This window comes from Nocardioides zeicaulis, assembly GCF_042432345.1.
Classification (GTDB): Bacteria; Actinomycetota; Actinomycetes; order Propionibacteriales; family Nocardioidaceae; genus Nocardioides; species Nocardioides zeicaulis.
Map to the genome: position 1 here is coordinate 797,995 of NZ_JBHLXH010000002.1, position 12,252 is coordinate 810,246.

General features: G+C 74.5%; 12 protein-coding genes and 1 riboswitch. Of the genes, 4 read left to right on the forward strand and 8 right to left on the reverse strand.

The genetic code is table 11. The features are described from left to right. Positions 1-41 precede the first annotated feature (41 nt). The 7 genes from ACFFJG_RS18405 to ACFFJG_RS18435 form a co-directional block, all read right to left on the reverse strand. A complete protein-coding gene (locus ACFFJG_RS18405) occupies positions 42-401 on the reverse strand; it encodes a DUF3017 domain-containing protein (RefSeq protein WP_378520231.1) in 360 nt (119 codons plus the stop codon). Further along, positions 398-1,252 carry a bifunctional methylenetetrahydrofolate dehydrogenase/methenyltetrahydrofolate cyclohydrolase gene (locus ACFFJG_RS18410; RefSeq protein WP_378520232.1) on the reverse strand — a complete coding sequence of 285 codons (855 nt, stop codon included), beginning with the start codon at positions 1,250-1,252 and terminating at the stop codon, positions 398-400. The genes ACFFJG_RS18405 and ACFFJG_RS18410 overlap by 4 nt, the downstream gene beginning before the upstream one ends. Positions 1,253-1,276: 24 nt before the next feature. Next, positions 1,277-2,458 (reverse strand): MFS transporter, encoded by a 1,182-nt coding sequence (locus tag ACFFJG_RS18415; RefSeq protein ID WP_378520233.1) that lies wholly within the window; start codon positions 2,456-2,458, stop codon positions 1,277-1,279. Between the two features lie 244 nt (positions 2,459-2,702). After that, positions 2,703-4,271, reverse strand: coding sequence for a bifunctional phosphoribosylaminoimidazolecarboxamide formyltransferase/IMP cyclohydrolase (gene purH / locus ACFFJG_RS18420; protein WP_378520234.1), 1,569 nt, complete (start codon positions 4,269-4,271; stop codon positions 2,703-2,705). 31 nt (positions 4,272-4,302) lie between these two features. Continuing rightward, positions 4,303-4,380, reverse strand: a riboswitch (ZMP/ZTP riboswitch). 2 nt (positions 4,381-4,382) lie between these two features. Beyond that, entirely contained in the window at positions 4,383-5,015 is a 633-nt protein-coding gene (gene purN, locus ACFFJG_RS18425; RefSeq protein ID WP_378520235.1) for a phosphoribosylglycinamide formyltransferase, read from the reverse strand. 10 nt (positions 5,016-5,025) lie between these two features. Further along, a complete protein-coding gene (locus ACFFJG_RS18430; protein WP_378520236.1) occupies positions 5,026-6,222 on the reverse strand; it encodes a YibE/F family protein in 1,197 nt (398 codons plus the stop codon). Positions 6,223-6,225: 3 nt separating this feature from the next. Continuing rightward, positions 6,226-7,536, reverse strand: coding sequence for a cell division protein PerM (locus ACFFJG_RS18435; protein WP_378520237.1), 1,311 nt, complete (start codon positions 7,534-7,536; stop codon positions 6,226-6,228). A gap of 101 nt (positions 7,537-7,637) precedes the next feature. Between ACFFJG_RS18435 and ACFFJG_RS18440 the strand changes: the two genes are divergently transcribed. The 4 genes from ACFFJG_RS18440 (at position 7,638) to ACFFJG_RS18455 (ending at position 11,348) form a co-directional block, all read left to right on the forward strand. After that, positions 7,638-9,515, forward strand: a complete 1,878-nt coding sequence (locus ACFFJG_RS18440) for a hypothetical protein (protein WP_378520238.1) — start codon at positions 7,638-7,640, stop codon at positions 9,513-9,515. A 37-nt stretch (positions 9,516-9,552) separates the two neighbouring features. Further along, the gene (locus ACFFJG_RS18445) at positions 9,553-10,245 is read left to right on the forward strand and encodes a hypothetical protein (protein WP_378520239.1); all 693 of its coding nucleotides are present in this window, start codon (positions 9,553-9,555) and stop codon (positions 10,243-10,245) included. Between the two features lie 56 nt (positions 10,246-10,301). Further along, entirely contained in the window at positions 10,302-10,973 is a 672-nt protein-coding gene (locus tag ACFFJG_RS18450) for a hypothetical protein (protein ID WP_378520240.1), read from the forward strand. A gap of 183 nt (positions 10,974-11,156) precedes the next feature. Next, the gene (locus ACFFJG_RS18455; RefSeq protein WP_378520241.1) at positions 11,157-11,348 is read left to right on the forward strand and encodes a hypothetical protein; all 192 of its coding nucleotides are present in this window, start codon (positions 11,157-11,159) and stop codon (positions 11,346-11,348) included. A gap of 6 nt (positions 11,349-11,354) precedes the next feature. On the opposite strand, the gene sucD is transcribed toward ACFFJG_RS18455, so the two are convergent. Beyond that, entirely contained in the window at positions 11,355-12,236 is an 882-nt protein-coding gene (gene sucD / locus ACFFJG_RS18460) for a succinate--CoA ligase subunit alpha (protein WP_378520242.1), read from the reverse strand. Positions 12,237-12,252: the final 16 nt, after the last annotated feature.

Here is a 12,252-nt window from a genome sequence, read left to right on the forward strand (position 1 = left end):
AGCGCCGACTCGCGGCGTTTCCGGGGGACGTCCGCGCCGGGTCAGAAGCCGCCGGGCTGGTCAGGGATGGAGCCGGCCAGGAAGAGCAGCGCCCCGCCGAGGAGGGCGAGCACGAGCGCGTCGAGCACCTTGTGGCGCACGGCGAGCATGCCGGCGTCGCGACGACGCAGCACCAGCCGGACGAGCGCCGCGAAGACCAGCGCCCCGCCCATCAGGCGGATGCCGGCGCGCCAGTCGCCGAGCGAGACCACGACCAGCGCCACGGCCACCACCGCGAGGACCAGCAGGTAGAACGCGCCGCCGATGGTCGAGGGGTAGCGGCGCGGGTCCTCCGGGTCGACCGGCTCGGCGGAGACCGGCTCCACGGAGTCCGGCGGCTCGAGCGGCTCGGGCGCGCTCATCCTGCGGCCCGGGCGGCCTTCTCGGCGATCTCGACGATGTTGCTGAGCAGCATCGCGCGCGTCATCGGGCCGACGCCCTTGGGGTTCGGCGAGACCCAGCCCGCGACGTCCCAGACGTCGGGCGCGACGTCGCCGGTGACCTTGCCGTCGACGCGGGACACGCCCACGTCGAGCACGGCTGCTCCGGGCTTGACCATGTCGGCGGTGATGATGCCCGGCACGCCGGCTGCGGCCACGACGATGTCGGCCCCGCGGACGTGCGCGGCGAGGTCACGGGTGCCGGTGTGGCAGAGCGTGACGGTGGCGTTCTCGGAGCGACGGGTGAGCAGGAGGCCGAGCGGGCGGCCGACGGTGATCCCGCGGCCGACGACCACGACCTCGGCGCCGGCGATCTCGACACCGTGGCGGCGCAGCAGCTCGATCGACCCGACCGGCGTGCAGGGCAGCGGGCCGGCCTCGCCGAGCACGAGCTTGCCGAGGTTGACCGGGTGCAGGCCGTCGACGTCCTTGTCGGGGTGCACGCGCGAGAGCAGCGCGAACTCGTCGAGGCCGGTGGGCTGCTGGACGATGAAGCCGGTGCAGGCGTCGTCGGCGTTGAGCTCGTCGATCACCGCCTCCACCTCGGCCTGCGTGGCGGTGGCGGGAAGGTCGCGGCGGATCGAGGTGATGCCGATCTCCGCGCAGTCCTTGTGCTTGGCACCGACGTACCAGTGCGAGCCGGGGTCGTCGCCCACGAGCACGGTGCCGAGGCCGGGGACCACCCCCTGCTCCTTCAGCACGGCGACCCGCTGGGCGAGCTCTGCCTTGATGGTCCGCAGGGTGGCTGCGCCGTCGAGGGTCTGTGCCGTCACGCGAGGCAGTCTAGGGGCTGCGCACTACGCGGCGACCGGCGCGCCGACCCGGACGAGGTGGCGCTCGGCCGCGCGGGCCGCGGGGTGCGCGACGACGGCGGCCGCCACCCCGATGAGGGCGATCACGATCCAGCCCGGGGTGCCCACCGACAGCGCCAGCCACGTGTAGAGGGCCGGGAAGACGATCGGCTCGACCTGGTAGCCCAGGCCCCACACGCCCTGGTAGTCGCCGAGGCGCCGGTGGTCCGACAGCTCGCTGGTGAAGCACCAGTCCGCCGCCGACTGCCAGAGCTCGGCGCCGGTGATGGTGACGTGCCCGGCCCAGATCAGCACGATCGAGACCCACCCGACCGTCTCGTGGGTCCAGGCGATGAGCGCGCAGGAGGCGATGAACGCGTAGCCCGACCAGCGCACCGCGCGCAGCGAGCCGTCGACGGAGTCCGCGACGCGGCTGGCCCGCACCTGGAGCAGGACCGCCAGCACCGTGTTGGTGCCGAAGAGCCAGGCGATGAGCGTCTGCGGCGCGTCGGTGCGCTCGACGAGCCAGAGCGGGACGACGACGTTGAGCAGCACCTGGTTCGACGACAGGACGCCGTTGCAGATGCCGAGCACCACGAAGCCCGGGTTGCGCCAGGCGGGGGGCGCGGCTGTCGCGGGGTCGTCGGCGGCACCGGTCGGCACCTGGCGCGCGATGACCGGCAGCACGGTGGCCACGAGCAGGGCGTTGAGCACGAGCAGGAGGCCGGTCACCAGCGGGATCAGGCGTACGGCGTCGAGGCCGATGCCCAGCGCGACGCCGCTCGCACCGGCGCCGAGGGTGTAGCCGACGTTGCGGGCGGCCCGCATGTAGGCCAGCGCCCGCACGCGCACCTCGCGCGGGAAGACCGCGATCCGGTAGACGTTGCGCGCGTTGCGCCCCGCCGTCTCCACGACGGCCAGGACGCTGAGCATGAGGACGAAGGTGACCATCCCGCCGATCAGCGGCCAGGCGAAGTAGAGCGCCGCCTCCGCCGCACTGGCCACGGCCCACAGCGGCTTGGCGCCGACGCGGTCGGACAGCCGGCCCATCGGCAGCTGGAGCAGCAGGGTGACGCCGGCCGCGACCGACATGCCGAGACCGACCTGCGCGCCCGAGAGCCCGACCACCTGCGTGAAGTAGACGGCCGTCCCGGTGAGGAACGTGCCCGTCGCGAAGGCGGACAACACGCACTGCCACACCAGGTCCCGCTCGAGCTTCGTCGGCGGGAGGATCCGTTGCCACCAGCGCACGTCGTACCCCCGGAGATGTTGTCTTGACGTCAAGATATCAGGGGTGGGCGGTGTGGAGCGCAGGGTTTTCGCACCCCGAACCTGCGTGGCTCACCGCCGCTGGGGCCGGGCGGTGAGCAGCGCACGGTCTGCGACCGCAGAAGCTGCGCCACTCACCGCCCGCGGACCGGCCAGCCCGTCGTCAGTGGAAGAAGTGGCGCGCGCCGGTGAGGTACATCGTCACGCCGGCCGCCTCGCAGGCCGCGACGACCTCGGCGTCGCGGACCGAGCCGCCGGGCTGCACGATCGCCCTCACGCCGGCGTCGATGAGGATCTGGGGGCCGTCGGCGAAGGGGAAGAACGCGTCGGAGGCCGCGACGGCCGAGGCGGCCCGCTCCCCCGCCCGCTCGACGGCGAGGCGGCAGGAGTCGACGCGGTTGACCTGGCCCATGCCGACGCCCACCGAGGCACCGCCCGCGGCGAGCAGGATCGCGTTGGACTTCACAGCGCGACAGGCGCGCCACGCGAAGGCGAGGTCGGCGAGCAACTCCTCGGACGCGGCCTCGCCCGTGGCGAGGGTCCAGGTGGAGGGGTCGTCACCCTCGGCGTCGACGTAGTCGCGCTCCTGCACCAGCAGCCCGCCCGAGACCGGTCGCATCTCCACCTCGCCCCGGACGACGGGTTCGCTCACGAGGATGCGGATGTTCTTCTTGGCCTGCAGCACCTCCACGGCGCCGTCCTCGTAGCCCGGCGCGACGATCACCTCGGTGAAGATCTCCGCGACCTGCTCGGCCATCTCGACCGAGACCGGCACGTTGGCGGCGATCACGCCACCGAAGGCGCTGACGGGGTCGCACGCGTGGGCCTTGCGGTGGGCCTCGGCGACGTCGGCGCCGACGGCGATGCCGCACGGGTTGGCGTGCTTGATGATCGCCACGGCCGGCTCGTAGAAGTCGTACGCCGCCCGGCGGGCCGCGTCGGCGTCGACGTAGTTGTTGTAGGACATCTCCTTGCCGTGGAGCTGCTCGGCGCGCGCCAGCCCGCCACCCGTCGGGTGCGTGTAGAGCGCGGCGGCCTGGTGCGGGTTCTCGCCGTAGCGCAGCTCGCCGACCTTGTCCCAGGTGCCGCCCATCCACGCCGGGAAGCCGCTGCCGTCGCTCGTGTCGGTGAGCACGTTGCCCATCCACGAGGCGACGTGGACGTCGTAGGTCGCGGTGTGCACGAACGCCTCGGCGGCCAGGCGCTGGCGCTCGGCCAGGGTGAAGCCGCCGGCGGCGACGGCTGCGAGCACGGCGTCGTACGCCGCGGGCGAGGTGACGATCGCGACGCTCGGGTGGTTCTTGGCGGCCGCGCGCACCATCGACGGCCCGCCGATGTCGATCTGCTCCACGCACTCGTCGGGGCCGGCGCCCGAGGCGACGGTCTGGGTGAAGGGGTAGAGGTTGGACACCACGAGGTCGAAGGGCTCGACGCCGAGCTCCTCGAGCTGCGCGACGTGGGAGTCGAGGCGGCGGTCGGCCAGGATGCCGGCGTGCACGCGCGGGTGCAGCGTCTTGACGCGGCCGTCGAGGCACTCGGGGAAGCCGGTGAGGTCCTCGACCTTGGTGACGGGCAGGCCGAGCGACTCGATCAGGGCGGCGGAGCCGCCGGTGGAGACCAGCGCGACGCCGGCCTCGTGCAGCCCACGCACCAGGTCGTCGAGACCGGTCTTGTCGTAGACGGAGACCAGGGCACGCCTGATCGGGACGCGGTGCTCAGCAGAGGGGGACACGGGACTCCTCGGAGATCGATCTCGGTAGAGGGCGGGGCACCCAGGCGTTCGATGCTCCCGCGCGTCACTCCCTGGTGGTGGCCCACCTGCGCCAGTCGTGTGACCCGCAGACTACCGAGCCGCGGCGCCGATGCGAACCCGGCGGCCCTCGACCTCGATGCCGCCGCGCGCGATCCGGCCCACCGCGTCGACGAGCATCGCCCGCTCGGCGGCCTTGATCCGCTCGTGGAGCGCCTCGACGTCGTCGTCCTCGTGCACCTCCACCGGCACCTGCGCCACGATCGGGCCGGTGTCGACACCGGCGTCGACGACGAAGAGGGTCGCGCCGGTGACCTTGACGCCGTGCTCGAGCGCGTCGCGCGGGCCGTGCATCCCCGGGAACGCCGGGCAGAGCGCCGGGTGGGTGTTGAGGGTGAGGAAGCGGTCGAGGAACTCCTGCGAGAGCAGCTTCATGAAGCCCGCCGAGACCACGAGGTCGGGCTCGAAGCGCTCCACGACCGTGGCCAGCGAGGCGTCCCAGCCCTCGCGGGTCTCGAACGCCGACACCGCGCGCACGAAGGTCGGGATGCCGGCCCGCTCCGCCCGGGCCAGGCCCTCGATGTCCTCACGGTCGGCGCCGACGGCCACCACGCGGGCGCCGTACGCCGGGTCGGCGCAGGCGTCGAGGAGGGCCTGCAGGTTGGTGCCCGACCCCGACACCAGGACGACGAGGCGGGCGGGCTGCGATCCGGCGGGGAGGGGCACGCCCCGGATTCTAGGCGCGGTGCGACGGGGCCCTCTGCGCGGCGCCGCGCTCGCGGACGAGCACGCCCGCCACGAGCGCGGCGACGGCCGTGGTCACCGGGACGGCGGCGATGATGCCGAGCCCGCCCACCAGGCCGCGCACCACCTCCTGGGCGACGACCTCCTGGCTCACGGCGATGCCGAAGGGCAGCTGCAGCGCCGAGAACACCAGCATCAGCGGCAGCGTCGCACCGACGTAGGCCAGCACGAGGGTGTTGACGGTCGAGGCGACGTGGGAGCGCCCGATGCGCATCGCCCGCACGAACAGTCCCCGGGCGGTCGCCTCGGGGTCGACGTCGGCCAGCTCCCAGACCGCCCAGGTCTGGGTGACGGTGACGTCGTCGAGCACGCCGAGCGCGCCGATCACCAGTCCCGCGAGCAGCAGGCCGCGCAGGTCGACCTGGGCCGCGATGGTGGCGATGTACTGGCTGCCCTCGTCGACCTGCCCGGTGAAGCGCACGACCGTGGTGAACACCCAGCCGATGCCGCCGATCAGCACGAGCGAAACGAGCGTCCCGAGCATCGCCACGGTGGTGCGGACGGTGAAGCCGTGGGAGAGGTAGAGCGTCACCACCATGCTCGCCGAGGCCGTGACGATCGCGACGAGCAGCGGTGACGAGCCCGCCATGATCGCCGGGAGCGTGAAGACCGCGATCAGCACGAGCGTGGCGGCCAGGCTCACCAGCGAGCCGATCCCGCGCCACCGCGAGAGCAGCAGCACGCCGACGGCGAAGAGCACGGTGAGGGTCAGCAGCGGCGGGCCGCGGTCGAAGTCCTGGAAGGCGTAGCGCTCCCCGTCGGGCGAGTCGCCCACGTAGGACACGATGATGCGGTCGCCGACCTCGACCTGCGGGGCGCCGGGGCCGTAGGGCAGGATCGCGCGGTCCGTGCCGGGCGCGCCCGGCCCGCTCAGCAGCTCGACCTCGGCCGCCCGGCAGCCGTCGCTGTCACGGGCGCAGGGGACGAGCGCCTCCACCTTCGCGGTGCCGCGCTGGACGTCGGCCCCGGGCGTGGTGATCTCGAGGTCGCCGGTCGGCCACAGCACCCACAGCCCCACCAGCGTCGCCAGCACCAGCGGCCCGACGACGAGCGCCACCACCACGCGGACGCGGTGGGGCGCCGGTCCCAGCGAGGAGTCGCCCGGGACGTGGCTGTGCCCTGCTCCCACCCGTCAGGCCTCGGGGCCGACGGGGGTCGTGTCGGAGGGCTCGTCGGCGCGCTCGTCGGCGAGCTCGTCGGCGAGGGCCGCGGCCGCAGCGCGGCGCTCGTCACCGCGGCGCAGCAGCGCCAGCACCCCGGCGCCGAGCAGGGCGCCGACCCCGCAGGACGTGACGGCGTGGACCAGGACGTCGGGCACGAACGGGCCCACGAAGCGCATCCGCCCCGGACCCGCGGCACCGCCCGAGAGCGCGGCCAGCACGGCGAGGGCGAGACCGGCCACCAGCCCCCCGCCGCACCCGGCGAGCGCGATGCGGTCCCAGGTGAGGACGCGGGTGCGGAGCGTGCGGTAGGCGACGACCGCCGAGAGCAGCGGCGGCAGCAGCATCAGCGCGCCCGCCCAGCCGGGCGGTGTGCCGACCGCGGGCAGGGCGGCGAGCAGGGGGAAGACCGGGAGCGGTCCCAGCACGACGGCGGCGGGCGACACGACGGTGGCACCACCGACCGCGAAGCCGGGCCCCAGCAGCCAGGAGCCGGCGAACAGCGAGGCGTTGGGCAGGAACAGCGCGTTGGCGACCGCGTAGAGGGCCGACTCCCCCGGGCTGGGGTGCAGCCGGGCGGTCATGGTGGCGGCGTCGCCGAAGGACACGGCCAGCGAGACCAGCACGAGCAGCGCGCTGACGACGAGCAGGCGCGACAGCACCGCTCCGGCGACGGCCGCACCCGCGCGCACGCTGGCCGGTACGCCGGCGGCCCAGATCGCGGCGCGACCCGACCCGGTCGCGATGGCGGGGGCGCCCACGAACGCGGTCAGCAGGAGCGTCCAGCCGAGCACGCGGGGCACCGAGGGGTCGACGGTCGTGCCGGCCGCGAGCGTGGCGGTGAGCACCGCCACGACGGCGTAGCCGGCGAAGAAGAGGGCGACGGCGGTGGGCACGGTGAGGTCGCGCTCACCGTCGGAGATCCGGTCGGCGTCGGGACCGTGGCCCGACACCGCGTCGCCGACCCGGTGGCCAAGGCGCCACATCGACCACGCCGCGACGGCGGTGATGCCCAGCGGGACGATCGTCACCCGGACACCCTCCACGGTCAGCCCCGAGCCGTGGCCGGCCAGCCAGGCCAGGGCGCCCATCCGCATCCCGCCACGCGGCGCGCCGTGCGCCCCGGCGTCGCTGACGAACCACCCGATCACGCCTGCGGCGAGCAGCACCACGAGGGGCCCGGCCGCCGCCATCGCGCCGCCGAGGGTCGCGATCAGGACCAGCGGGCGCGGTCGGGCAGCGTCGGTCCGGGCGGTGTCGGGGCGGGTGAGCAGCGACGTCATGGCCGAGCCATCATCACCCGGCGGCAGGCGGCGTTCGCGCTCCCACGCCGCCCCGGGAAGGATGTGCGCCACGTGCCCCCCTCCCGTACCGTGGAGCGGTCATGAGGAGCCCGGAGACCTTCGACGCCTACTACGTCGAGACGCGCACGCGACTCCTGCACGAGGCCTTCGCCCTGACCGGGGACGCCCCGGCGGCGCGCGCCGCGGTGCGGGACGCCTTCGTGGTCGCGTGGCACCACTGGCGCAAGGTCGCGCTGCTCGAGGACCGCGACGCCTACGTCCGCCCGCTCGCGCTGCGCCGGGCGCGGCGCCGCCACACCGCCCGCATCTGGCACCGTGACAAGTCGCTGGAGCCCGAGGCCCGGCTCACCCTCGACGCCCTCTCGCGGCTCACCGCGCGCCAGCGCGAGCTGCTGGTCCTTAACGGCCTCTCGGCGCTGACCCTCACCGACATGGGACGGATCGTCGGCGTCCCCCGCTCCGACGCCGAGCGCGAGCTGCAGACCGCCACCGCGCAGTTCGCCCTGCACCGCGACGTCGCGACCACCGAGGTCGCCCGCCTGCTCCACGACCTCGCCGGTCCGCTCGAGTCGACGCGGTGGCCCCGCGCGACCGTCGTACGACGCGCCGGTGCGGCCCGGCGTCGCACCCACACCGTGATCGGGGCCGGCCTGGCCACAGCCGCACTGGTCGTGTCGGGCTCCCTGGTGGCGACCGGGTCGGGCGCGGAGGCCACCAGCCTGGCGGAGGAGAAGGGCGGGTCCGGCATCACCGTCCACTCCCCCAGCCCCGACACCACTGGCACCGCCGTCGTCGACGACGCGCGACTGCTCACCGCCGACCAGGCCACCCGCTTCGGACGCGGCCTCGACTGGCGGGAGAAGGCCACCACCCCCGGCGGTCCGGACGGCGACCTCCTCGCTCCCTGCCAGCGCGAGCCCCTGGCCGACCCGGGTGCCGTCGCCTCGCTCGCCCGCACCTGGGTGGGTGCGCCGGCGAGCGGCACGAAGGCCGGCAAGGGGTCCGGCGCGGGGTCCAGCGGGGCGCGGGCCACCGCGGTGCAGCTCGTCGAGCGCTCGGCCGACCCCCGGGCCGCTGGGTCCGCCTTCGACGCCGCGTCCCTGTGGTTCGCCGGCTGCGCCGACCCACGCACCCAGCTGGTCGCGACGCGCACCGTGAAGCGGGTCGGCGACGACGCGCGGCAGTTCCGGCTCCGCACGTGGGGCAAGCGGCCCTCCGACGTGTCGGTGGGCCTCGCCCGCACCGGCAGCCTGCTGGTGGCCACGGTCGTGACGAGCCGGGGACGCCCGGTCACCGACCGCGACGCCACCACCTCGCTGGCCGCCGCCGTCAACGCGCTGTGCGGCGCCGACGGCGCGGGCGCGTGCGCGGGGCGGGCCCGCACCCGCACCGACGCGCCGCTCGACGTCGGCGCCGGGCCCGGCCTGCTCTCGGTCGTCGACCTGCCGCCGGTCGCCGCGGTCCGCGGCCCGTGGGTGGGCACCGACCCGGCGCGGGCCCGCACCAACGACGCCGCCACCCGCTGCGACAACACCAGCTTCCAGGGCAAGGGCATCAGCCGCGCCCTGACGCGCACCTTCGTCTTCCCCGAGACCCGCAACTCCGGGCAGCTCGGTCTCACCCAGACCGTCGGCGCGATGAACGAGCCGGCGGCCCGGGCCTTCGTCGAGAAGGTCCGCGACCGGATCCGGCAGTGCGGCCAGGCCAACCTCGGGACGTCGGTGACACCGTTGGCCTCGTCGTCGACGGCCGGCACCGACCTGCAGGCCTGGGCGCTGTCGATCGAGCTCAACGACAAGCAGTCGTTCCCCTTCCTGATGGCCATCGTCCGTGACGGCCGCGCCGTGTCCCAGCTGGGCTTCGCGCCCGAGGGCGCGATGACGATGTCGCGCGACGACTTCGTCGCGCTGTCGCGCCGCGCGCTCCAGCGGCTGGCCACCCTCGACGCGCGGGGCTGAGCGACAACCTCGCGGTCGCAGCCCGCGTCCCACCCCCGTGAGACGCCCCACCCCCTCGTCCGCCCCCTGGTCCGCACCGCTCGCCGTGCTCGTCACGCTGGTCCTCGCCGGGTGCGCCGGGACGCCTCGACCGGCCGCCCCCGCCGACCCCGCGCCGTCACCGACCTCCGCCGCAGCCGTCGACCGGGTCGAGACCGCCGGCAGGATCCCGAACGACTTCCCGCTGACCTCCGGCTGGCGGGCCGGGCTGAAGGCCCCGCGGCGCGGCAACGCCGACCTCCCGCTGTGCGGGGACGGCAGCGGGGACCCGCCCAACGCGAACGCCACCGACCGCCTGGCGGCGCGCTGGGCGAAGCGGGCCCGGACCCGCCAGGTCACGCTCTACCCCGACGGGGCGGCCGCCCGTCAGGCGGTGGGCGCGCTGCTCGCCTACTACCGCGGCTGTCCGGTCGCCGGCTGGGGCGAGCTCCCGTGGCGCTCCACCACGACCGTCCGGCCCACCGGCACGGGCACGCCGGGCGAGTCGCGCTGGCAGGTCGTCCAGGCGCTCGCCGACGCCGACGGCGTCTTCGGCGGCTCGGTCGTGCAGGTCGTGCGGGTGGGACGCGCCGTCCTGCTCGACGTCGCCGGCGCCACGGTCGACGGACGGTGGACCGCCCGAGCCCGCGCGATCGCGGCCGACCAGGTCACCTGGGGCGCCGCCGTGGTCGAGGCGATGGACGGGCTCTGAGCAACATCTTCGCCGTCGGAGGCAACCTTTTCGTCCCCCGCGGTGTCTCACAGGGCGTGAGGTCACGCGCACGGCTCCCGTACGCGGCCCTGGCGTGCCTGCTGGCGCTCGCCGGGTGCCGAGGTGCCGACGCGCCTGCCGAGGCACCGGCGCGACCCGTCGCAGCCGCCACCGGCACCGTCATCCCCGACGACTTCCCCCTCGCGGCGGGCATGGGCGCCACGGGCGACGCCGTCCCCACCGCCCGCACCGGCACCGGCCTGCGCGGCCTCGAGCTGTGCGGCGAGACGCCGCTGCGCGGGCTCACCGTCCGCGACCGGATGGTGGCGGACAACAGCGGCGGCGAGGCCGCCGACACGCGCGAGCTGGTGCTGCTCGGCAGCGCGGACGAGGCCGCCGAGGTGGCGCGGACCATGCGCACCCTCGTCGAGGAGTGCGACCGCCCCACCCTCTCCGACAGCGACGCCCGCACCCGCACCGAGGTGCTCGGATCGCCCTTCGGGCCCGCCCCCGCCGTCGCGCTGCAGCAGACCTGGACCTTCGACGGCCGGCCTGCCGACGGCTCGATGCTGGTCCACGTGGTGCCGGACGGTGCCGCGCTGCTCGTCGCCTCGACCTACGGCGCGTGGTCCCGCGAAGAGGCCGACCAGGCGGTCGCGGAGACCTCCGACGCGCTGCGCGACACCGTCACGGCGCTGGCGCGCCTCGAGGACGGGGGGACGCCGTGACCCTGGTCACCACCCTCGTCACCAGCCTCGTCACCGGAGATCTCGATGCGCGGCAGGGGGCCGCGGCGTCGTACGGTGGGTGCTTGCGCAGTCGCGGGACGCGCCGCCCACCGAGGCCCTCGGGGCCACCGCAGGGACCGTCCCACGCGATTCGCTTGCTCATCTGAACGGGGAGAAAGAACCATGTCCATTCCTTCGACGCTGGCCAGCTCGGCCTGCCCGACCCTGCCCTCGCCGCGGCGTGCCTCGGCCACCGCGCCGGTCCGCCTGCTCGGTGCCCACGTCGTGTGGCGCATCCTGTGGGAGGCCCGTCCTCCGGCCCGCCCGGAACGCCAGACGGCCCCGCAGGTGGACCTGCGGGGCCGTCTGGAGTGAGGCTGCTCAGAGGTCCTGCAGGATCTCCCGCATCAGCGCGGCGGTCTCGGACGGCGTCTTGCCGACCTTGACCCCAGCGGCCTCGAGGGCCTCCTTCTTGGCCTGCGCGGTGCCCGAGGAGCCCGACACGATGGCGCCGGCGTGGCCCATGGTCTTGCCCTCGGGAGCGGTGAAGCCAGCGACGTAGCCGACGACCGGCTTGGTCACGTGCTCCTTGATGTACGCCGCCGCACGCTCCTCGGCGTCGCCGCCGATCTCGCCGATCATCACGATCGCCTTGGTCTCCGGGTCGTTCTCGAAGGCCTCGAGGGCGTCGATGTGGGTGGTGCCGATGATCGGGTCGCCACCGATGCCGATGGCGGTGGTGAAGCCGAAGTCCTTGAGCTCGTACATCATCTGGTAGGTCAGGGTGCCCGACTTGGACACCAGGCCGATCGGGCCCTTGCCGGCGATGGTGTGCGGCGTGATGCCGGCCAGCGACTCCTCCGGCGTGATGATGCCGGGGCAGTTCGGGCCGATCATGCGGGTCTTCTTGCCCTCGAGGTACTGCACGACCTCGGCGGTGTCGAGGACCGGGACGCCCTCGGTGATGACGACCAGGAGCGGGATCTCGGCGTCGATCGCCTCGAGCGCGGCGTCCTTGGTGAAGGCCGGCGGCACGAAGGCGACGGACACGTCGGCGCCGGTCTCCTTCATGGCCTCCTCGACGGTGCCGAAGACCGGGAGCTCCTTGCCGCCGAGCTCGACGGTCGTGCCGGCCTTGCGGGCGTTCACGCCGCCGACGATGTTGGCGCCGGACTCGACCATGAGGGTGGTGTGCTTGGCACCCATGCCGCCCGTCATGCCCTGGACGATGATCTTGCTGTCCTTGTTGAGGTAGATGCTCATCTTCTCAGTTCTCTCT

Excerpts from the sequence above, each read along its gene's own strand:
- sucD (WP_378520242.1), bottom strand. The coding sequence starts at position 12,236 with ATGAGCATCTACCTCAACAAGGACAGCAAGATCATCGTCCAGGGCATG.
- ACFFJG_RS18405 (WP_378520231.1), bottom strand. The coding sequence starts at position 401 with ATGAGCGCGCCCGAGCCGCTCGAGCCGCCGGACTCCGTGGAGCCGGTC.
- ACFFJG_RS18440 (WP_378520238.1), top strand. The coding sequence starts at position 7,638 with ATGAGGAGCCCGGAGACCTTCGACGCCTACTACGTCGAGACGCGCACG.
- ACFFJG_RS18455 (WP_378520241.1), top strand. The coding sequence starts at position 11,157 with ATGTCCATTCCTTCGACGCTGGCCAGCTCGGCCTGCCCGACCCTGCCC.
- ACFFJG_RS18435 (WP_378520237.1), bottom strand. The coding sequence starts at position 7,536 with ATGACGTCGCTGCTCACCCGCCCCGACACCGCCCGGACCGACGCTGCC.